Origin of the sequence: Cupriavidus sp. UGS-1 (assembly GCF_021213615.1) — a bacterium.
In the GTDB taxonomy this organism is placed as follows: Bacteria; Pseudomonadota; Gammaproteobacteria; order Burkholderiales; family Burkholderiaceae; genus Cupriavidus.
On record NZ_JAJQJF010000004.1, the window covers coordinates 95164 to 113806 of the forward strand.

Sequence of the window (18643 nt, forward strand, 5' to 3'; positions counted from 1 at the left end):
CGGGTCAGACAGCGGGCTCAGCGCCCGCGCGCGGCGTCGAGCATCGCGTGCAGCAGCACGTTGGCGCCGGCCTCCAGATGCTCGGGGCGGGCGTCCTCGATCTCGTTATGGCTGATGCCGTCCTTGCACGGCACGAAGATCATTGCGGTCGGTGCGACCCGGGCCAGATAGACGGCATCGTGGCCGGCGCCGCTGACCACTTCCATCGCCGACAACCCCAGCTGCGCGGCGCCGTCGCGCACGGCCTGCACCAGCCGTGGCTCGAAGGGCTGCGGCGGGAAATAGACCACCTGCCGGACCTCGATGTCGATGCCCGAACGTTCGGACAGCGCAGTGCAGGCCCGATGCAGGGCCGCGTCCATCGCCGACAGCACGGTGTCATCGGCGGCGCGCAGGTCGACCGTCATCGTCACGCGGCCCGGGATGACGTTGCGCGAATCGGGATGGACCGACAGACAGCCGACCGTGCCGCGTCCGTGGGGCGGATGGTCCAGCGCGATGCGGTTGACGATGCCGACCAGTTCGGACGCGGCCAGCAGCGCGTCGCGCCGCAGCGCCATCGGCGTGGGTCCGGCGTGCGCCTCCATGCCAGTCAGCACCACGTCGTACCAGCGTTGTCCAAGCGCGCCGGTGACCACGCCGATCACCGTGTCGTTCCCCTCGAGCACCGGACCCTGTTCGATATGGGCCTCGAAATAAGCGCCGACGGCGCGGCCGCCGACCGGCTCGGCGCCGGCATAGCCGATCTCGTTCAGCGCGTCGCCGACGCGCACGCCGTCGCGGTCTGTTTGCGCCAGCACATGGTCGAGTGCGAACTCGCCGATGAAAGCCCCCGAGCCCATCATCACCGGCACGAAGCGCGAGCCCTCTTCGTTGGTCCACACCGCGACCTCGAGCGGCGCGTCGGTGACGATGCCGGCGTCGGCCAGCGTGCGCAACACTTCCAGCCCGGCCAGCACGCCATAGTTGCCGTCGAACTTGCCGCCGGTCGGCTGCGTATCGATATGGCTGCCGGTCATCACCGGCGGCAGCGTGTCGTCGCGTCCGGCCCGGCGTGCAAAGATGTTGCCGATCGCATCGACGCGTACCGTGCAGCCCATCGCCTTGGCCTCGGCGACGAAGAAGTCGCGGCCCTGGCGATCGAGATCGGTCAGCGCGAGCCGGCAGACGCCGCCCTTGGACGTCGAACCGATCTGTGCGAGCCGCATCAGTGCGTGCCACAGGCGGGCGCCGTCGATGCGCAGCGCGTCGATATCAGGCGCTGGAACGGCGTTGGCCTGGGGATGCATGGTGAGGTCAACTGACATGTCGATTTTCCGAAGCTAGCTCTTTGTCGCCCCTGCGCAGGCGGGGGCCCAGCGGCTTGAAGTCACTGGGTCCCCGCCTGCGCGGGGACGACGGAATGGAAACGGTGACGGCGCGATCGTCACGCCGCCAGGCCCACGCCGAGATAGCGGTCCTTGACCGCCTCGTCGGCGACGAATTGCGCATTGGTACCGGTATAGACGACCGCGCCCTGCTCGATGATCACGTGCCGCTCGGCCAGCTGCGTGCAGACCTCCAGGTTCTGCTCGACCAGCAGGATCGGCACGCCGGCCGCCTTGATCAACTTCAGCTGCGCAACGATTTCCTCGACGATCACCGGCGCCAGGCCTTCGACCGGCTCGTCGAGCATCAGCAGGCGCGGATGGTTCATCAGCGCGCGGGCAATGGCCAGCATCTGCTGCTCGCCGCCGGAGAGATTTGCGCCGCTGTTGCGGCGCCGCTCGCGCAGCCGCGGGAAGATCCGGTAGACGTCGTCGAGCTGCCACGGAGAATCGCGCCGGGCCCCGAGCTTCAGGTTCTCCTCGACGGTCAGCAGCTTGAAGATGCCGCGATGCTCGGGCACGAAACACAGCCCCTGGGCGGCGATCCGGTGCGGCGGCAGCCCCGCGATATCGTTGCCGCGAAACAGCACGCGGCCGCCGCGTGGCGGCACCACGCCGGCGATCGCCTTCAGCGTGGTCGACTTGCCGGCGCCGTTGCGGCCCAGCAGCGTCACCAGTTCGCCCTCGCCCACCGCGAGCGAGACGCCCTGCAGCACATGGCTCTTGCCGTAGTAGCCATGGATGGCCTGCACATCGAGCATCGTCATCGCTCGCCTCCGGTGATCATGTTGCCGAGATAGGCCGCGCGCACGCGCGGATCGCCGCGCACGGTGTCGGGCGGGCCTTCCATCAGCACCTTGCCCTGTTGCATCACGGTGATGGTGTCGGAGATGTCCATCACGATGTCCATGTTGTGCTCGATCAGCACGACGGTATGGTCCTCGGCCAGCCCGCGGATCAGCCGCTTCATCGCGCCGAGATCGTCGACGCCCATGCCCGAGGTCGGCTCGTCGAGGAAGATCGCGCGCGGCCGCGCGGCCAGCGCCATGCCGACTTCGAGCCGGCGCTGCTGGCCGTGCGACAGCGCACCGGCGACCGCGCCGGCGACGCGGGTCAGCTCGAGCCGCTCGAGCACACGCTCGACCGTCTCCATACAGGCCAGCTCGCCGACCGGACGGCGCCAGCAGTTCATCGCGCGCCGCGGCTGCGTGCCGAGCGCGGCCAGCCGCAGGTTCTCGCGCACCGGCAGGCTGGGAAACAGGCTGGTGACCTGGAACGAGCGCGCGATGCCGCGCTGCACGCGCTGGTAGTCGGTCTCGCCGGTGACGTCGTGCCCGTCGAAGACGATGCGCCCGCTGGTCACGCTGCGCGTGCCGGTCAGCATATGGAACAGCGTGGTCTTGCCGGCGCCGTTCGGACCGATCACCGAATGCACGGTGCCCGGCATCACGCGAAGATCCACGCCGCCCAGCGCCATGAACTTGCCGTACTGCTTGACCACGCCGGTGGCCTCCAGAATCGGGGCGGTCATGCGCGTTCCTCCCGCGTGGTGACGACATCCGTGGCGACTCCTGCGGCGGCTTCCGTGTCGGGGCCGATCGCGGCCGGCTCGCGGCGGATGCCGCGCAGCCGCAGCCAGATCGTCGTGCCCAGCCCCCACAGGCCGCGCTGCATGAACAGGCTGACCGCGATCAGCAGGAAGCCCAGCAGCATCAGCCAGCGCGGCCACAGTGTCGACAGCCAGTCGGCCAGCAGCACATAGAACGCCGCGCCCAGCACCGACGCAAACACGTTGGCGGTGCCGCCGATCACCGTCATGATCAGGATCATCTCGCTGACGTGGTAGTCGATATTGGCCAGCGGCGCGATGCCGGTCAGCATCGCATGCAGGCCGCCGGCGAGCCCGGTCACCGCGCCGGAAATCACGAAGGCCAGCAGCTTGAACGCCTTGATGTTGTAGCCAACCGCCAGCGCCCGCTCCTCGTTGTCGCGGATTGCCAGCAGCGTGCGGCCGAACACCGAATCGGTGACGCGCAGCACCAGGAAGAACACCACCAGGAACAGCACCGCGACGAAGCCGTAGAACTGCCACGGCGAGGCCAGCGAGACCAGCTCGCGCCCGGCGATCGACAGGGCGGGTCTCGGGATGTCGAGCAGGCCGTTGTCGCCGCCGGTCAGCGACGGCACCGAATAGGCCAGGAAATAGAACATCTGCGAGAACGCCAGCGTCAGCATCACGAAGTAGGTGCCGCGCTGCCGGATCGAGAACCAGCCGACCAGCGCCGCCGCCCCCGCGCCGATGGCGATCGCCAGCGCCAGCGAAATCGGCACCGGCAGCGCGATGCGGGTCAGCGCCAGGCCCAGCGAATAGCTGCCCAGGCCGAAGAAGATGCCCTGGCCGAACGACAGCAGGCCGGTGTAGCCGAGCAGCAGGTTACAGGCCATCACGGCCATCGCGTAGATCAGCACCTCGGTCGCCAGCGTGCCGGAGCGCAGCGTCAACGGCAGCAGCAGGGTGACGGCCAGCGCGAGCCACCAGAATCGATACGCCATCATCCCCTCCCCAGCAGGCCGTGCGGACGCAGCAGCAGCACCGCGGCCATCGCGACATAGATCATCAGCCTGGCGCCCTCGGGCCACAGCGTGCTCATCAGGCTTTGCACCACGCCGACCAGCAGCCCGCCGATCAGCGCGCCGGTGAAGCTGCCCATGCCGCCGACCACCACGACGATGAAGGCGACGCCCAGCGCCTCGACGCCCATGAACGGTTCGGCGCCGCGGATCGGTGCGGCCAGCACGCCTGCGATCGCGGCGGTGGCCGCCCCGAGCGCGAACATCAGGCTGAACAACCGGAACACGTTGATGCCGAGCAGCGACACCATCTCCGTCGACTCGCTGCCGGCACGCACCGCGCTGCCGAGCCGCGTGCCCTCCAGCAGCCACCACAGCGCCACCGCCAGCAGCGCGGTGAACGCGATCACGAACAGCCGATACTTCGGATAGATGAAGTCGCCCCACATCACCACGCCCTGCAGCGCGTCGGGCGGCGGCACGTCGACGCCGAGCGGCCCCCAGCCGACGATGATCAGCTCCTGCACGGCGAGCGCGAGGCCCACCGTCACCAGGATGTGGAACTCATGGGGCTGGGCATAGACGTGGCGCAGCATCACGCGCTCGACCAGCCAGGCCAGCGCACCGATCACCAGGGGCGCCAGCACCAGCGCGGCCCAGAAGTTCATGCCCAGCTGCAGCGCCTGGAAGCACAAATACGCGCCGAGCGCATAGAAGGCGCCGTGCGCGAAATTGACGAAGCGCAACAGGCCGAAGACGATCGACAGGCCGACGGCCAGCAGGAAATACAACATGCCGATGCCAATGCCGTTGATGACCTGCAACAGGTAGACGTTCATGAAGCGGTTTTCGCTATGGCTGTCGCGTTGGATAGCGCCCTCTGATCATCGAAGGCGCAGCGTTCTCCCGCTCCCCTTCAGGGGGAGAGGGTTGGCGAGAGGGGGTGGTTTCAACGCGCGGTAGCGTGACGACCGCCCCTTGCCCTCTCCCCCACCCCTCTCCCGCAAGCGGGAGAGGGGAGAAAACCAGCAGGGTTGCTCAGGCCATCTTGCACTGGGTCTGTTCGGGCGGCAGGAAGGCCTTGCCGACGCTGATCACGTCGGCGTAGTCGTCCTTGTCCTTCATCTTGCCCTTGGCCTTGCCCTTGAGCAGGTAGTAGTTCTTCAGCACCTGGTGGTCAGCGGCGCGGATTTCCTCGGGGCCGGTCAGCCCTTCGTACTTGAGCCCTTCCATCGCCGCGATCACGGCCTTCGGGTCGGCGCTGCCGGCCTTGACCATCGCGTCGAGCATCAGCTTGGTACAGATATAGGAACCAGCCAGGCTGTAGTTTGGATTGGACTTGAAGGCCGTCTTGCAGCGCTGCACCAGATCGCGGTTCAGCGGCGTGTCGACGCCGTGCCAGTACTGCGCGCCGAAATAGACGCCGTCGCACAGGTCCGCACCCAACGATTCGAACTGCTCGAGCCCGGAGGCCCAGGCCAGCAGGATCGTCGTGTTCTTCTTCATGCCGAAGCTGACCGCCTGGCGCAGCGTGTCGGCCGATTGCGAGCCGAAGTTCAGGATCAGCAGCACGTCGGGCTTGGCAGCGATCGCATTGGTCAGATAGCCGCTGAACTCCTTCTCGTTGAGCGCGTGGTAGCTGTTGCCCACGTGCTCAATGCCCTTCTCCTTGAAGATATTCTTCGCCGCCGACAGCAGGCCCTCGCCGAACACGTATTGCGGCGTGATCGTGTACCAGCGCTTCGCCTTGGGCATCGATTCGATCAGCGGCCGCACCGTGCGCTCGATCGCGCCATAGGTCGGCACCGACCAGCGGAAGGTCGCGCGGTTGCAGTCCTTGCCGGTGATCTCGTCGGCGCCGGCGGTGGTGACGAAGACCCCGCCGAATTTCTCGGCCTCCTTGCCCATCGCCAACGATTCGGACGACAGGATGCCGCCGGCGAAGTAGCGCGCGTTCTTCTGCTGCGCCAGCTCCTGCACCTTGCGCACCGCGGTGGCGGGCTTGCCTTCGGTATCGAGCACGCTGTAGCGCAACGGCTTGCCGAGCACCTTGCCGTATTGCTCGACGATCAGCTTCATCCCAAGGTCGGCGAACTTGCCGTTGGCGGCGAACGGGCCGGACATCGGCACCGGACAACCGAGTTCGATCGCATCGTCGGCGGCCAGCACGGCACCGGCGCGCAGCAGGGAGGCGGGGACGGCGGCCAGCGCGCCGAGTTTGAGCACGTCACGACGATTCAAAGCTCACTCCTTGGATCTGTGGGGTCCATCGAAAGGGAAGGTCCGGCACGCGACAGGATCGCAACAGCGCTACAGCAAGAATCGAACCCGTTTATTCTATTTATACGTATAAACTGGTTGAAGGCATCATAGGAGCCGGTTTGCGCGACTGTCAATGAAGCGCCGGTCAGGGTTTACCTGCGCCCGTGCAGGCGCCGGTCATGCGCGAAGGCGGTGCCCGGTGCACCGCGATGGACCGCGCCGGACCGCTGCATGGACCACTGCGGCACCGCCGCGACCCGGCAAGGCGCATGCCGCGCCGGCATGGCGATCAAACGAAAGGAAGGACAATCCATGGTGACGTTCCGCGGCGCGAAGGCGCCGGCTCTGGCGATCCGCAAGCAGAAGCGCGCCGACCTGGTGGCGGAGGAACTGAAGCGCCTGATCACCGAGCGCGACCTGAAGCCCGGCGACAAGCTGCCGCAGGAGATCAAGCTGCAGCAGACCTTCGGCGTCAGCAAGAGCACGATCCGCGAAGCGCTGAAGTCGCTGGAGGTGCAAGGGCTGATCAGCGTCAGCACCGGTCCGGCCGGCGGCGGCACCATCGTCGAGGTGCCGCTGGACCGCACCTTCCAGCTGATGCAGAACTATCTGTTCTTCAAGGACGTCGGCATCGCCGACGTGTACACGGTGCGCCGGCTGCTCGAGCCGGAGCTGGCCGCCGGCGCGGTGCCGCACCTGACCGAGGACGACTTCCGCGCGCTCGAGCATACGATCGACCTGTGCGACCCCACCTCGGCCTCGGCGGCCGCGCCGCTGGACCAGCGCCAGGAGGATCTGAGCTTCCACGACATCCTGGCCGCGGCCAATCCGAATCCGATGCTGCGCTTCTGCTGCGAACTGATCAACGAGATGCTGCGGCAGCTGGTGGTGTTCGGCAACGACACGCCCGCCTGCGAGCACGAGAAGTTCGGCGCGTCCAATGTCCGCTTCCACAAGAAGATCGTCGCGGCGGCCCGCGCGCGCGATGCCGAGCAGGTGCGCAAGCTGATGGCCGCGCATATGCAGGACTGCACGCGCCATATCACGCGGATGAACGGCCGCGTGCACGGCCGGCTGGTGCTCGACTCGGAATTGCCGCGCCGTTCGCTGGTGGTGCGGCCGCGCGTTCGCGAGCCAGAGCAGGCAAGTTGAACGCTCGGGCGCGCCGCGCGCCGCAGTGCTATTCGGCCTTGATGCCGTTTGCGCGGATCAGCTCGGCCCAGCTCGCGGTTTCTTCCCGGATCCGCGTCGCCAGCGCTTCGGGCGTGCTGGCCTGCGGCTCCATGCCCTGGCGCTGCAGGTCGGCGCGCACCGCCGGGGTGGCCAGCACCGTGCGCACTGCCTCGTGCAGTTGCGCGACGGTCTCGTCCGGCGTCGCGCCCGGCGCCAGCATCGCGTACCACGAACTGACCTCGATGCCGGCCATGCCCTGCTCCGCCATCGACGCAATATTCGGCGCGGCCGGCGAGCGCTTGCCCTGCGTCACGGCGATCGCGCGCAACGCGCCCGACTGGATGAACGGCGCCAGCGTCGGCAGCGTGCCGAGCAGGATCGGTACCTGGCCGCCAACCACGTCATTCAGCGCCTGGGTCGTGCCCTTGTACGGCACATGCAGCAGCGCCACGCCGGCCCTCTGGCGAAACAGCTCGCCGGCCAGATGCAGGCCGCTGCCGACACCCGGACTGGCATAGCCGAGCGGCGTGCCGCCGCGCTCGGCGGTGCGGGCCAGCGCGACCAATTCGGCCACCGACTTCGCCTTGACCGACGGATGGACCGCCAGCACATTCGGCGAACTGGCCAGCAGCGACACCGGACGGAAATCGCGCTCGACGCGGTAGGGCAATTGGGGCATCAGCGTCGGATAGATCGTCAGATTGCCGGCCGGCGCGATCAACACCGTACAACCGTCCCCGGCCGCGCGCCGCACCGCGTCGATGCCGATATTGCCGTTCGCACCGGGCTTGTTGTCGACGATCACGGTGCGGCCCTGGCCGCGCTGCATGCCGTGGGCAAGCGTGCGGGCCAGCAGATCGGCCGGGCCGCCCGCGGGGAACGGCACCACGATGCGGGTCGTCGCGCATGCAGTGGCGGCCTGTGCCGCCGGCGTGCCGGCCGCACCGGCGACCGCCAGGGCAAAAGTCGCCGCCGCAAGTGTCCGGCGCCGCCACGGCATCCCGTCGTTCGCCGCCACCATCGGTCCCGCCCCGGGCATGCCCCGCTTCATCGTTCTCTCCCGTTTCCGCGGCCGTCGGGCCGCGCTTTGCCGTGGGCGGCTAGCCGCGATGCAGCGGCACCACCTTGCCCTCGTCCTGAGGCCGATAGTCGAGCAGGCGCGACAGCTCGAGGGCCGCGCCGCGGACCTTCTCGACCAGCGAATCGAGCCTGGTCGGATCGATCTTCGCCGCCGGAATGGTCACGCCCATCGCCGCGACGACCTTGCCGCTGCGGTCGCGCACCGGCGCGGCAATGCTGGAAATGCTGGCCTCGAAGAAGCCCTCCTGCAGCACATAGCCGCGCTCGCGGTCGCGCTGGACCATGTCGAACAGTTCCTCGACGGTCCGTGGCGTGCTGTCGGAGAATACTTCGAGCTGCGGCTCCGGATAGAGCTGCCGCAATTCGGGCATCGTCAGATCCTCCAGCAGCACGCGCCCGAGCACGGTGGCGTGCGCCGGCAGCCGCGTGCCGACATTGACGGTGCTGGCGAACGGCGTCGGCGCCACCGACTTGGCGACGTAGACGATCGAGCGGCCGTCGCGCACCACCAGATTGCACGGCAGCTGGATGTCGTCGCGCAGCCGCTCCAGCAGCGGCCGGCCCAGTTCGGTCAACTCCAGCGAGGCAAGGTATTCGAAGCCCAGCCGCAGCACGGCCATGCCGAGCTTGAATTCGCGCCCGCCGTCGGTGCGCTCGACGAAGCCCATCATCTCCAGCGTGGCAAGCAGGCGGAACACGGTCGAGCGCGGAATCTGCAGGCGCCGCGCCAGTTCGGCCGCCGACAGCGTGCGGTCGGTGCGGTTGAACTCGCCAAGCAGGCGCAGGCCGCGCTCCAGGCCGGGCACGATGTACCGTTCCTGGGAATCGTCGGGCAGGGAAGCGTTGTTCATGGTCGGTTCTCGAATTCTTGGAATTTGGCATTCCATCCAGATGATCGACACTCATATAACACGGGCGCGCCGGGAACGGAAAGGACCGGCTGGCGCGGTCTTCCTTTATGGATTGGCGCACGACTTCAGAATCGCTTCCGTCCCGGCGCCGCTTCCAATCTGCCGTCGCCGATCCCCGTGCGACAATCGCCGCCCATCTTCCCCTTGGATCCATGCCGATACGATGAAGACATCCGCTGAGGTCAACCGCAAGGACGCCGCCGCAACGCGCAAGGCGCGCACGCCGTGGAGCGGCCTCGATGAACAGGGAACCGGCCTGACGGTCGACGACTTCCTGACCACGATGCTGGGTCAGCTCGTCAACGCGCTGCGGCGAACGGTGACCCAGCCCTACGCCGAGCAGTTCGGCCTGACGGTGCCGGAATGGCGGCTGCTGGCGCTGCTCGCTCACTGGGGGGAACTGCCCTTCGCCGAACTGGTGGTGCAGTCGACCTCGGACAAGGCGCTGGTCAGCCGCACGCTGCGGCTGCTGGAACAGCGCGGGCTGGTGAAGCTGTCCAACGCGGGCAATACGCCGCGTAAAAAGCTGTTTTGCCGAATCTCCGCCGCAGGCATGGCGCTGCACGATCAGGTGATCCCGCTGGCGCGGCGCCATCAGGCCGCGGTGCTGCATCTGCTGGATTCCGGCGAACGCGAGGCCCTGTATCGCGCGCTGCGGAAATTGCATGCGCGATGCGTGATGGGCCCGGGGGTCGACCCCGGTATCCCGGAAGAACAGTAAGTCACCGCGTGGCATGCGCTCTCACGCCTCGAGCTGCTCGAGCACCTTGCCCTTGGTCTCGATGCCGAGCCAGTGCACCGTCAGCGCCGCCGCGAACGGCACCAGCGCGAGCGCATAGAACGCGCCGCTGAGGTCGCCGCTGCCGATGGTGCCGGCGATCAGCGTCGGCGCGAAGATGGCGGCGATCTTCAGCCAGGCGCCGCCGAACCCGCAGCCCATCGCTCGCACGCTGGTCGGATACAGCTCCGGGGTATAGACATAGGCGGTGATGAAGCCGCTGGCCAGAAAGCCCATCGCGAACGCGCACAGCGTGGCGACCACATAGACGGACTGCTCGTGCAGCAGTCCCGCCAGCGCCAGCGACAGCGCGCACAGCACGAACGACACGTTGATCACCGGCTTGCGGCCGACCTTGTCGACCACCATCGCACAGACCAGCGAACCGACCACGCCCAGCACCGAGGCGCCGGCCGCCAGGTTCAGCGCCAGTTGCAGCGGCGCGTGGTAGACCGTCTTGTAGATCGTCGGCAGCCACGTCGACAGCCCGTACTGGATGAAGCCGCAGGTGGCCCACAGCATCCACACCGCCAGCGTGCGGCCCAGGTAGGGGCCGCTGAGCAGATCGCGCACGCGGCGCCGCGGGTGCCGGGCCGCCATCGCGTCGAACGCCGCGGCATCGCCGACCGGCGGCAGCGGCGTGCGCGCATGCGATTCGAAGGCGCGCACCGCGCGGTCGGCCTCGGCCATGCGGTTCTTCTCGGCCAGCCAGCGCGGCGACTCCGGCAGGATCTTGCGCAGCACGAAGAACAGCACGATCGGCACGCCGCCGATGAAGTACATCACCTCCCAGCCGTAGCGTGGCACCAGCCAGGCACCGGCCCCGTTCGATACCAGCAGGCCGATCGGGAACACCACCTCGTACAGCAGCACGAAGCGGCCGCGGCCATGCGCGCGCGTGACCTCGTTGATATAGGTCGCGGCGACCGGCAGCTCGCCGCCAAGGCCCAGACCCTGGACGATCCGCAGCAACGCGAACAGCTCGAACGAAGGCGCGAAGCCGCAGGCGATGCTCATCAGGCCGATGATGCCGGCGCTCCAGGCGATGGAGTGCAGCCGGCCGTAGCGCTCGGCCAGCCACGGGAAGAACAGCGCGCCCACCAGTTGTCCGACCGAGGGCGCGGCGATCAGGAAACCGATCTGGCCCGGCGTCAGCGACCACTGAGCGATCAGCAGCGGCAGCGTCGCGGCAATCGCGATCACGTCGAAGCCGTCGAAGAAGGTCGCCAGCCCGATCAGCAGCCGCGCCTTCACATGCATCAGGTTGTTGGGCAGGCGCTCGATGCGGGCGACGATCTGGCCGCGCGTCACGCCGCCCGCGGCGTCCGAGGCCGTGGCGGAAGCACCGGCACCGGCGCCAGCGGTTGCGCCATCCGCGCCACCACGAAACATGGCCGTGGCTGGCCCCGGAACACTGGCGGGCGCCAGCTCTTGTCTTTCTGTCAACACGATGCTTGCTTCCTGAAATTGCCGTGGCCGGTCCGCGGCGGTGGGCATGGCCACGGCGCGGACCTGTCGTGGGAACGGACTGCGTGGGGAGGAAACGGCGCCGCCGCCGACACGGCGCGCCGTGGAAGGGATGGGCTGCCGGCCCGGCTACAGATCCAGCACCAGCCGCTTGCCCTTGCAGCCCGACACGCACACCATCATCGACTGGTTGGCAGCGCGTTCGGCCTTGCTGAGCACACCGTCGCGATGGTCGGGCTCGCCCCCGAGCACACGCGTCTCGCAGGAACCGCATACGCCTTCGCGGCAGCTGTAGTCGACCGCAATACCGGCTTCGAGCAGCGCGTCGAGCAGCGACTTGCCGGCGGGCACCTTGACCTCCATGCCGGTCTGCGCCAGCGACACCGCGTACTCCCCGTCCTGCACCGCCTCGACCGACGGGTCGGCGGCGAAGCGCTCGATATGGACGTTCGGGTAGCCATGCGCCTCGCAGGCCGACTCGAAGGCCTGCAGCATCGGGCCCGGGCCGCAGCAATAGAAGTGGGTTCCCCGATCCAGTCCGGCCAGCATGGCGGCCAGATCCGGCGGACCGCCGGCCTCGGCGTCGAAATGCAGGCGCACCGCATCGCCATAGGCCTGCAGTTCGGCCACGAAGGCCGCCTCCTCGCGGGAACGCGCGCAGTAGAACAGCGTGAAGGCGCGGCCCAGCTGATGCAGCCGGCGGGCCATGCAGACGATCGGCGTTACGCCGATGCCCCCGGCGACCAGCACCGTGTGCGAGGCGCTCTCGTCGAGTTCGAAGTTGTTGCGCGGCGCGCCGACTGGCAGCGTCGCGCCGACGCGCAACTGCTCATGGACATAGCGCGAGCCGCCCCGGCTGCCGCGGTCGAGCAGCACGCCAACGGTGTAGCTGTGCCGCGCCTCTGGCGCGCCGCACAGGGAATAGCTGCGCACCAGGCCGTTGCCCAGATGCAGGTCGATATGGGCGCCGGGGCTGAATTCCGGCAAGGCGGCCCCCGCGGGGTCCTGCAGTTCGATGCTGACGACGCCGCGGGCTTCGTAGCGCATGGCCTGCACGCGCATCGTCAGGGTGGGGCTGGCACTCATCACACTTCCTTCTGATTCCATTTGCGCCGGGGGCGTCGTCTTCAGCGTTTCTCGGTCAGGAACTTCCCTTCCGGGCCGCCGGCGTTCTTCTGGCGGCGGGTATTGCCGTCGATGCCGCCTTCGATCGCCCATTCGGCAAACATCGTCGGCCCCGGCTCGAATTCGCGCGGCTCCCAGTGGGCGTCGCAGTGGTCCTCGTCCGCGTAGTACTCGATCAGCCCGCCGGCCGGGTTCCTGAAGTACCAGAAGTAAGCCGACGAGATCGGATGGCGGCCCGGGCCGAGCTGCGTCTCCCAGCCGGTGCGCGACATGTGCATGCCGCCGCCGAACACCTCGTGGATATCGCGCACGGTGAACGCGACATGGTTCAGCCCGCTCTTGGGCTGCGGCAGCTGCAGCAGGAACAGGTCGTGATGGCCGCCCTCGTCGGCGCAGCGCAGGAAGGCGCCACGGCCCGGATAGCGGTCCGACGCGACAAAGCCGAACTTGTCCGTGTAGAAGCGCTCGGTGGCGTCGACGTCCTTGACGAAGAACACCACGTGGCCGACCTCGATCGGCGTGGCGCGCTCGTAAATCGGACCGCGCTGGTTGACGCGCGGCTTCGCGCTCCAGGTGTTCATCGCCGCGCATTCGACTTCGACGTCGCGCTTGCGGGTCAGTTGAAAGCGCACGGCCAGGCCGTTGGGATCGGTGCAGCCGATGCGCACGCTTTCGTCCCCCTGTCCGCCGCCCTGGTGGACGAAGCTGGCTTCGCCGGCGATCGCCGCGGCAATGCGGTCCAGCGCGGCGGGCGTATCGACGCCCCAGACCACCTCGCGCAGCGTGGGGCCGGCCTCGATCGCCGGCGGCAGCGCCGGATCGTCGATGCGGCGCACCAGCACGCGGCAGCCGTTCAGCGTCTCGAAGTCCAGCCCCTGCGCGTCGTCGCGCTTCAGGATCAAACCCCAATCGTTGAAGAAGCCGCGGCAGGCGTCGAAATCGTCGGCGCCATAGACGATCTCGTCGATGCCCAGTACTTGATTCATGTCGGTCTCCAGCGGCCGCCGGCTCAGTTCGCCCACGGCAGCGGTTGTTGATGCAGGCCCCAGTACACGCTCTTCTGCTCCATGTACTGCAGGATTCCCAGTCGTCCCTTCTCGCGCCCCAGGCCGCTGTCGCGCCAGCCGCCGAACGGCGTCGAGATCGAGAACTGCTTGTAGGTGTTGATCCAGACGTTGCCCGCCTGCACCGCGCGCGCCACGCGCCAGGCGCGCTTGTAGTCCCGCGTCCAGACGCCGGCCGCCAGCGCATAGACGCTGTCGTTGGCCTGCGCGATCAGGTCGTCCTCGTCGTCGAACGGCATCGCCACCAGCACCGGTCCGAAGATCTCCTGCTGGCAGATGCGGGCGCGGTTATCGAGCCCTTCGATGATGGTCGGCGTATAGAAGTAGCCGTTGTCCAGGCCGGGCACGCTTGGCCGCATGCCCCCGGTGCGCAGCTGGCCGCCCTCCTCGACGCCCATCGCGACGAACGACTCGATCGAATCGCGATGGCGGTCGGTGATCAGCGGTCCCATCTGGGTGCGCTCGTCGGCCGGGTCGCCGACGCGCAGCCGCGCGGCACCGGCGGCGAGGCGGTCCATGAACGGCTCATACAGCGAGCGCGCGACGAACAGCCGCGAACCGGCGATGCACGACTCGCCCGACGAGCTGAAGATGCCGTACAGCACGCCGTTGACCGCGTGGTCGAGATCGGCATCGTCGAACACCATGGTCGGCGACTTGCCGCCCAGTTCCAGCGACACCGGCATCATCTTGTCGGCGGCGATATGCGCGATGTGCTTGCCGGTGGTGGTGCCGCCGGTGAACGACACGCGCCGCACCAGCGGGTGCTGCGTGATCGCATCGCCGATCACCGAGCCCTTGCCCGGCAGCACGCTGATCAGGCCCTTCGGCACGCCGGCTTCCTCGCAGATCGCGGCCAGTTCCAGTGCCATCAGCGGCGTGACCTCGGCCGGCTTGACCACCACGGCGTTGCCGGCGGCGAGCGCCGGCGCCAGCTTCTGTGCCTCGCTGGCGATGGGCGAGTTCCACGGCGTGATCGCCGCGACCACGCCCATCGGCTCGTGCACGCTCATCGTCAGGAAGTCGCCACGCGGCGGCGTCAGCGTTTCCTCCAGCGTCTCGCAGGCGGCGGCAAAGAACTGGAAGGTGCCGGCGGCGCTGGCGACCAGCGCGCGGGTCTCGCTGATCGGCTTGCCGTTGTCGAGCCGCTGGCGCTGCGCCAGCGGCTCGGCGCGGGCACGGATCAGCTCGGCGACCCGATACAGCACCGCGGCGCGCTCATGCGGCTTGCGTTGTGCCCAGCCGCTGGTCTCGAAGGCGCGCTGCGCGCCCTGCACCGCCTCCTCGACGTCGGCGAGGCTGGCCGCGCGCAGTTCCGCGACGACCTCGCCGGTGGCGGGATAGCGCGTGGCATAGCGGTCGCCGCCGCCGAGACGCCATTGGCCGGCGATACAGATGGGGAGAAGGTCTTGCGTCTTCATGTTCGCGTCTTCGGGTTCGCGTTGGATTCGGCTGTTCAGATCGATACCGCATGCGCGCGGTTTCCCAGCGCGCGCACCACGCTGAACACGGTCAGCGCCGAGGTCTTGGGGTTGGCCGCAAGCGGCTTGCCGCGCATGGTCAGCTCGAAGCCGCCGAAGGCGCCGCGCGCTTCCACGTGATGGACGTTCTCCTCGACGCCCGGGTCGGCCAGCAGCCTGACCGCGGTGCGGTCCAGGCCCAGGCCGGCCAGCGACAGCGTCGCGGCGACGTTGGCGTTCTTCGGATAGAGCCGCGCCGCATCGCGCGCGCTGCCCTCGAAGATCACCGTCGGTCCGTCCAGCGCATCGAGGTCGACACGCTGCTCGGCCGGCGTGTCCTTCCACGCGCGCGGCGGCTTGCGGCCGGTATAGACCACTTCGTCGAGTCCGCCGACGCGCGCGGCCGCCAGCGCGTCGATCGCGCCGATCGCCCCCGACAGCAGCTGCACCTGGGTGCCGCCACGCCGCGCCGCCGCTTCCAGCCGTTCGGCCAGGCCGGGCTCGGACAGCGCACCGACCGACACCACCATGCAGGCAATGCCGCGCTCGAGCGCCGGCACGATGTGTTCCTCCAGCGCGCGATGGCCGGCGCATTCGACCAGCAGGTCGGGACGGCGGTCGGCTTCGCTCAGATGCGTGGCGACGCGGGCATGGGGCGCCAGCTCGGACACCGCGCTGCGCGCCTCGTCCATCGTGCCTTCCGGCACGATGACCAGATCGAACACCACGTCGGGATCGGACTTCAGCAGCTCCAGCACGCCGCGCCCGATCGCGCCGCAGCCCACCATCGACACATGCAGCATTGCCGTTCTCCTTCAGGCAGTCAGCGTGGCGCGCTCGGCCGCACGTTCGGCCGCACCTTGTGCCGGCTCTTGCGTGGACTCCGCGGCATTGACCGGCGGGCCGGCGAACGCGGTCTTGAAGCTGCCGATCGACAGCATGTCGATCTCCAGCAGGAACGGGCCCGGCTCGACGGTAGCCTGATCGAGCGCGGCACCGATCTCGTCGAGGCGGCTAACGCGGCGATGGCGCAGCGCCAGCGCCTTCGACAGCGCGGCGTAGTCCGGCGTATGCAGGTCGACGTAGTGGCGGCGCCCGCCGTACTGCGCGTCCTGGATGTTCTTGATGACGCCGTAGCCCTTGTCGTTCATCAGCACGATCACGAGGTCGGCACGCTCCTGCACCGCCGTGGCAAGCTCGCCCAGGTTCAGGATGAAGCCGCCGTCGCCGGCCAGGCAGAAGGTCTTCTTGCCCGAGCCGGTCGCCGCGGCGCCGACCGCGGCGCCGATGCCCATCGCCAGGCCCTGGCCGATGCCGCCGCCGAGCGCATGCACGCCGGCGCGCGAATCGAAGATGCGCAGCTGGCGGTTGCCCCAGGTGCTGTTCGACACGGTGACGTCGCGCACCCAGTTGAAGTGGCGGCCCACGGCGCCCTGCAGCGCCTCGACCAGCGCCGAGTACGGGCCAAGGCCGTCGACCAGCCCCTTGACCGCGATCTCGTGGGCGCGGCGCAGGTCGCCGGCAAACGCCGGGTCGATCCGCATGCGGGCCTGCAGCCGGTCGGCCAGGCCGTCGAGCACCAGCGCGGCGTCGCCGCTGACGAAGTAGTCGCTTTGGTAGCAGCGGCCCTCGGCGGCCGGATCGGCATCGACGCGGAACAGCGGACGCGGCAGCTTCAGCTCGTACTTCAGCGTCTCGTTGCCGCGCAGCCGCGAGCCGACCACGACCATCGCGTCGCAGGTCTGATAGAACTGCTCGACCGGCTTGTGCAGGTTGAACGCGCCCAGCGAGCGCGGATCGTCCTCGGGCACGATGCCGCGGCCCTGCGTGCTGGTCACCACGCCGAAGCCCAGGTCCAGCAGCCGCTTGACCTGCGCGCCGGCATGGCGGGCGCCGCCGCCCAGCCACAGCAGCGGACGGCGCGCCTGGACCAGGCGCTCGGCCAGCGCGTCCAGCGCATGGTCCGAAGGCACGTGGGTCGGCACCGGCAGCGGGCGCAGATCGGTCGGCAGCGGAATCAGCGCGGCCTGGATGTCGATCGGAATCTCGACGCTGACGGGGCCCGTCGGCGCGGTCAGCGCGGTCTGCACCGCCAGCTTGATGGTGCTGATCGCGGTATCGGCGCTGCGCACGCGGAAGGCGGCCTTGGACACGGCCTTGAGCATCGTCAGCTGGTCCGGCGCTTCGTGGATGTAGGCCAGGCTCTGGTCCAGGTACGGCGTCTCGATCTGGCCGGTGATATGCAGCAGCGGCGTGCCGGCGGTCAGCGCCTCGACCATCGCGCCGGCCGCATTGCCGGCGGCGGTGCCGGTGCTGGTCAGGCAGACGCCCAGGCCGCCGGTGGTGCGCGCGCAGGCGTCGGCCATATTGGCGCCGCCCGCCTCGCCGCGCGCCGGCACGAAGCGGATCTTGCCGCGCTCGCCGATCGCGTCGAGGATCGGCATGTTGTGAATCGAGATCACGCCGAACGCCGCCTTGACGCCGCACTGCTCGAGGAAGGCCGCGATGGCCCAGCCGACGGTGACCTGCTGCTCGCGCACGGCTTGTTGATCTTGTTGGGGTTGTTCGTTACGCATGACGGGAGAGTCCTCCGGAAACATCGATGTGGCTGCCCGTGGTGTACGAAGACAACGGCGAGGCAAGGAACAGGATGGCGCGCGCGGCCTCCTGCGGCAGGCCGAGACGGCCGAGTTGAATATGCTTGTGCTGCGCCAGGCGTGCGGTCCACGCGGCCCAGTCCAGATGGCGGTCGGCTTCGGGACGCGCCTCGAAGCGGCGGCGCCATTGGCCCGACTCGACCAGGCCGAGCAGGATGCCGTTGACGCGGATGCCCTTCGGCGCGAACTCCGTGGCGAGCGAGCGCACCAGGTTGTGCACGCCGGCGCGCGCGGCGGAGGTGGCGACCATATGCGGCTCGGGCTGGACCGCGAGCAGCGAGTTCACGCAGACGATCGACGCGTTGGGCGATCGTTCGAGCTGCGGCAGGAAGGCACGGGTGGCGTGGATCACCGAAAAGAACTTCAGCTGCAGTTCGTCGAGCCAGGCCTGGTCCTCGGTATCGGCGAAGGTCGAGACGCGGCCCTGCCCCGCGTTGTTGATCAGCATGTCGGCAGGGCCGAGCGTGGTCTCGACCTCGGCGGCGAAGGCGCGGACCTGCTCGGGCTGCAGCACGTCGCAGGTCGCGGCGTGCAGGCGGCAGCCCGGATGCGCGTCGCGCAGCTGCGCCTCGGCGGTGGCCAGCCGGTCGGCGTCGCGGCCGCACAGCGCCACCGCGGCGCCGGCCTCCAGCAGCAGCTCGACCGTGGCCAGGCCGATGCCGGAGGAGCCGCCGGTCACGACGGCAACCTTGCCGCCGAGTTCAATCATGGACATCTTGCTTTGCTCC

The 18643-nt window shown here is 68.7% G+C and carries 17 protein-coding genes; 2 read left to right on the forward strand and 15 right to left on the reverse strand.

Features of this window, described 5'->3' with window-relative positions:
* Positions 1-17: 17 nt before the first annotated feature.
* The 6 genes from LRR16_RS07085 to LRR16_RS07110 form a co-directional block, all read right to left on the reverse strand.
* Positions 18-1289, reverse strand: coding sequence for a Zn-dependent hydrolase (locus LRR16_RS07085; RefSeq protein ID WP_232205584.1), 1272 nt, complete (start codon positions 1287-1289; stop codon positions 18-20).
* A gap of 137 nt (positions 1290-1426) precedes the next feature.
* Entirely contained in the window at positions 1427-2128 is a 702-nt protein-coding gene (locus LRR16_RS07090; RefSeq protein WP_232205585.1) for an ABC transporter ATP-binding protein, read from the reverse strand.
* Between the two features lie 2 nt (positions 2129-2130).
* Complete coding sequence (locus LRR16_RS07095; RefSeq protein WP_232205333.1) at positions 2131-2898, reverse strand: ABC transporter ATP-binding protein; 768 nt, start codon at positions 2896-2898, stop codon at positions 2131-2133.
* The gene (locus LRR16_RS07100) at positions 2895-3920 is read right to left on the reverse strand and encodes a branched-chain amino acid ABC transporter permease (protein ID WP_232205586.1); all 1026 of its coding nucleotides are present in this window, start codon (positions 3918-3920) and stop codon (positions 2895-2897) included. The genes LRR16_RS07095 and LRR16_RS07100 overlap by 4 nt, the downstream gene beginning before the upstream one ends.
* Positions 3920-4777 (reverse strand): branched-chain amino acid ABC transporter permease, encoded by an 858-nt coding sequence (locus LRR16_RS07105; protein WP_006579287.1) that lies wholly within the window; start codon positions 4775-4777, stop codon positions 3920-3922. The genes LRR16_RS07100 and LRR16_RS07105 overlap by 1 nt, the downstream gene beginning before the upstream one ends.
* 199 nt (positions 4778-4976) lie before the next feature.
* Complete coding sequence (locus LRR16_RS07110; protein WP_064574198.1) at positions 4977-6179, reverse strand: ABC transporter substrate-binding protein; 1203 nt, start codon at positions 6177-6179, stop codon at positions 4977-4979.
* A 333-nt stretch (positions 6180-6512) separates the two neighbouring features.
* Between LRR16_RS07110 and LRR16_RS07115 the strand changes: the two genes are divergently transcribed.
* Positions 6513-7352, forward strand: a complete 840-nt coding sequence (locus LRR16_RS07115) for a FadR/GntR family transcriptional regulator (protein WP_043437156.1) — start codon at positions 6513-6515, stop codon at positions 7350-7352.
* Between the two features lie 28 nt (positions 7353-7380).
* Here the strand turns inward: LRR16_RS07115 and LRR16_RS07120 are convergent, their stop codons facing one another.
* Positions 7381-8424: a tripartite tricarboxylate transporter substrate binding protein gene (locus tag LRR16_RS07120; protein WP_232205334.1), complete on the reverse strand. Its 1044-nt coding sequence runs from the start codon at positions 8422-8424 to the stop codon at positions 7381-7383.
* A gap of 49 nt (positions 8425-8473) precedes the next feature.
* The gene (locus LRR16_RS07125; protein WP_006579284.1) at positions 8474-9304 is read right to left on the reverse strand and encodes an IclR family transcriptional regulator; all 831 of its coding nucleotides are present in this window, start codon (positions 9302-9304) and stop codon (positions 8474-8476) included.
* A gap of 223 nt (positions 9305-9527) precedes the next feature.
* Between LRR16_RS07125 and LRR16_RS07130 the strand changes: the two genes are divergently transcribed.
* On the forward strand, positions 9528-10085 hold the full coding sequence (locus LRR16_RS07130) for a MarR family winged helix-turn-helix transcriptional regulator (RefSeq protein WP_232205335.1): 558 nt from the start codon (positions 9528-9530) through the stop codon (positions 10083-10085).
* Positions 10086-10106: 21 nt separating this feature from the next.
* Here LRR16_RS07130 and LRR16_RS07135 read toward each other — a convergent pair whose 3' ends face one another.
* The 7 genes from LRR16_RS07135 to LRR16_RS07165 form a co-directional block, all read right to left on the reverse strand.
* The gene (locus LRR16_RS07135; protein ID WP_370646769.1) at positions 10107-11402 is read right to left on the reverse strand and encodes an MFS transporter; all 1296 of its coding nucleotides are present in this window, start codon (positions 11400-11402) and stop codon (positions 10107-10109) included.
* Positions 11403-11738: 336 nt separating this feature from the next.
* A complete protein-coding gene (locus LRR16_RS07140) occupies positions 11739-12695 on the reverse strand; it encodes a PDR/VanB family oxidoreductase (RefSeq protein ID WP_023264027.1) in 957 nt (318 codons plus the stop codon).
* A 41-nt stretch (positions 12696-12736) separates the two neighbouring features.
* A complete protein-coding gene (locus LRR16_RS07145; RefSeq protein WP_006577553.1) occupies positions 12737-13720 on the reverse strand; it encodes a VOC family protein in 984 nt (327 codons plus the stop codon).
* 23 nt (positions 13721-13743) lie between these two features.
* A complete protein-coding gene (locus tag LRR16_RS07150) occupies positions 13744-15219 on the reverse strand; it encodes an aldehyde dehydrogenase (protein WP_232205337.1) in 1476 nt (491 codons plus the stop codon).
* A gap of 35 nt (positions 15220-15254) precedes the next feature.
* Positions 15255-16061, reverse strand: coding sequence for an aspartate dehydrogenase (locus LRR16_RS07155; RefSeq protein WP_006577555.1), 807 nt, complete (start codon positions 16059-16061; stop codon positions 15255-15257).
* Positions 16062-16073: 12 nt separating this feature from the next.
* A complete protein-coding gene (locus LRR16_RS07160; RefSeq protein ID WP_023264025.1) occupies positions 16074-17834 on the reverse strand; it encodes a thiamine pyrophosphate-binding protein in 1761 nt (586 codons plus the stop codon).
* Positions 17827-18630 (reverse strand): SDR family oxidoreductase, encoded by an 804-nt coding sequence (locus LRR16_RS07165; RefSeq protein ID WP_232205338.1) that lies wholly within the window; start codon positions 18628-18630, stop codon positions 17827-17829. The genes LRR16_RS07160 and LRR16_RS07165 overlap by 8 nt, the downstream gene beginning before the upstream one ends.
* Positions 18631-18643: the final 13 nt, after the last annotated feature.

Excerpts from the sequence above, each read along its gene's own strand:
- LRR16_RS07085 (WP_232205584.1), bottom strand. The coding sequence starts at position 1,289 with ATGCATCCCCAGGCCAACGCCGTTCCAGCGCCTGATATCGACGCGCTG.
- LRR16_RS07090 (WP_232205585.1), bottom strand. The coding sequence starts at position 2,128 with ATGCTCGATGTGCAGGCCATCCATGGCTACTACGGCAAGAGCCATGTG.
- LRR16_RS07095 (WP_232205333.1), bottom strand. The coding sequence starts at position 2,898 with ATGACCGCCCCGATTCTGGAGGCCACCGGCGTGGTCAAGCAGTACGGC.
- LRR16_RS07100 (WP_232205586.1), bottom strand. The coding sequence starts at position 3,920 with ATGGCGTATCGATTCTGGTGGCTCGCGCTGGCCGTCACCCTGCTGCTG.
- LRR16_RS07105 (WP_006579287.1), bottom strand. The coding sequence starts at position 4,777 with ATGAACGTCTACCTGTTGCAGGTCATCAACGGCATTGGCATCGGCATG.
- LRR16_RS07115 (WP_043437156.1), top strand. The coding sequence starts at position 6,513 with ATGGTGACGTTCCGCGGCGCGAAGGCGCCGGCTCTGGCGATCCGCAAG.
- LRR16_RS07120 (WP_232205334.1), bottom strand. The coding sequence starts at position 8,424 with ATGAAGCGGGGCATGCCCGGGGCGGGACCGATGGTGGCGGCGAACGAC.
- LRR16_RS07125 (WP_006579284.1), bottom strand. The coding sequence starts at position 9,304 with ATGAACAACGCTTCCCTGCCCGACGATTCCCAGGAACGGTACATCGTG.
- LRR16_RS07130 (WP_232205335.1), top strand. The coding sequence starts at position 9,528 with ATGAAGACATCCGCTGAGGTCAACCGCAAGGACGCCGCCGCAACGCGC.
- LRR16_RS07135 (WP_370646769.1), bottom strand. The coding sequence starts at position 11,402 with ATGCATGTGAAGGCGCGGCTGCTGATCGGGCTGGCGACCTTCTTCGAC.
- LRR16_RS07140 (WP_023264027.1), bottom strand. The coding sequence starts at position 12,695 with ATGAGTGCCAGCCCCACCCTGACGATGCGCGTGCAGGCCATGCGCTAC.
- LRR16_RS07145 (WP_006577553.1), bottom strand. The coding sequence starts at position 13,720 with ATGAATCAAGTACTGGGCATCGACGAGATCGTCTATGGCGCCGACGAT.
- LRR16_RS07150 (WP_232205337.1), bottom strand. The coding sequence starts at position 15,219 with ATGAAGACGCAAGACCTTCTCCCCATCTGTATCGCCGGCCAATGGCGT.
- LRR16_RS07155 (WP_006577555.1), bottom strand. The coding sequence starts at position 16,061 with ATGCTGCATGTGTCGATGGTGGGCTGCGGCGCGATCGGGCGCGGCGTG.
- LRR16_RS07160 (WP_023264025.1), bottom strand. The coding sequence starts at position 17,834 with ATGCGTAACGAACAACCCCAACAAGATCAACAAGCCGTGCGCGAGCAG.
- LRR16_RS07165 (WP_232205338.1), bottom strand. The coding sequence starts at position 18,630 with ATGTCCATGATTGAACTCGGCGGCAAGGTTGCCGTCGTGACCGGCGGC.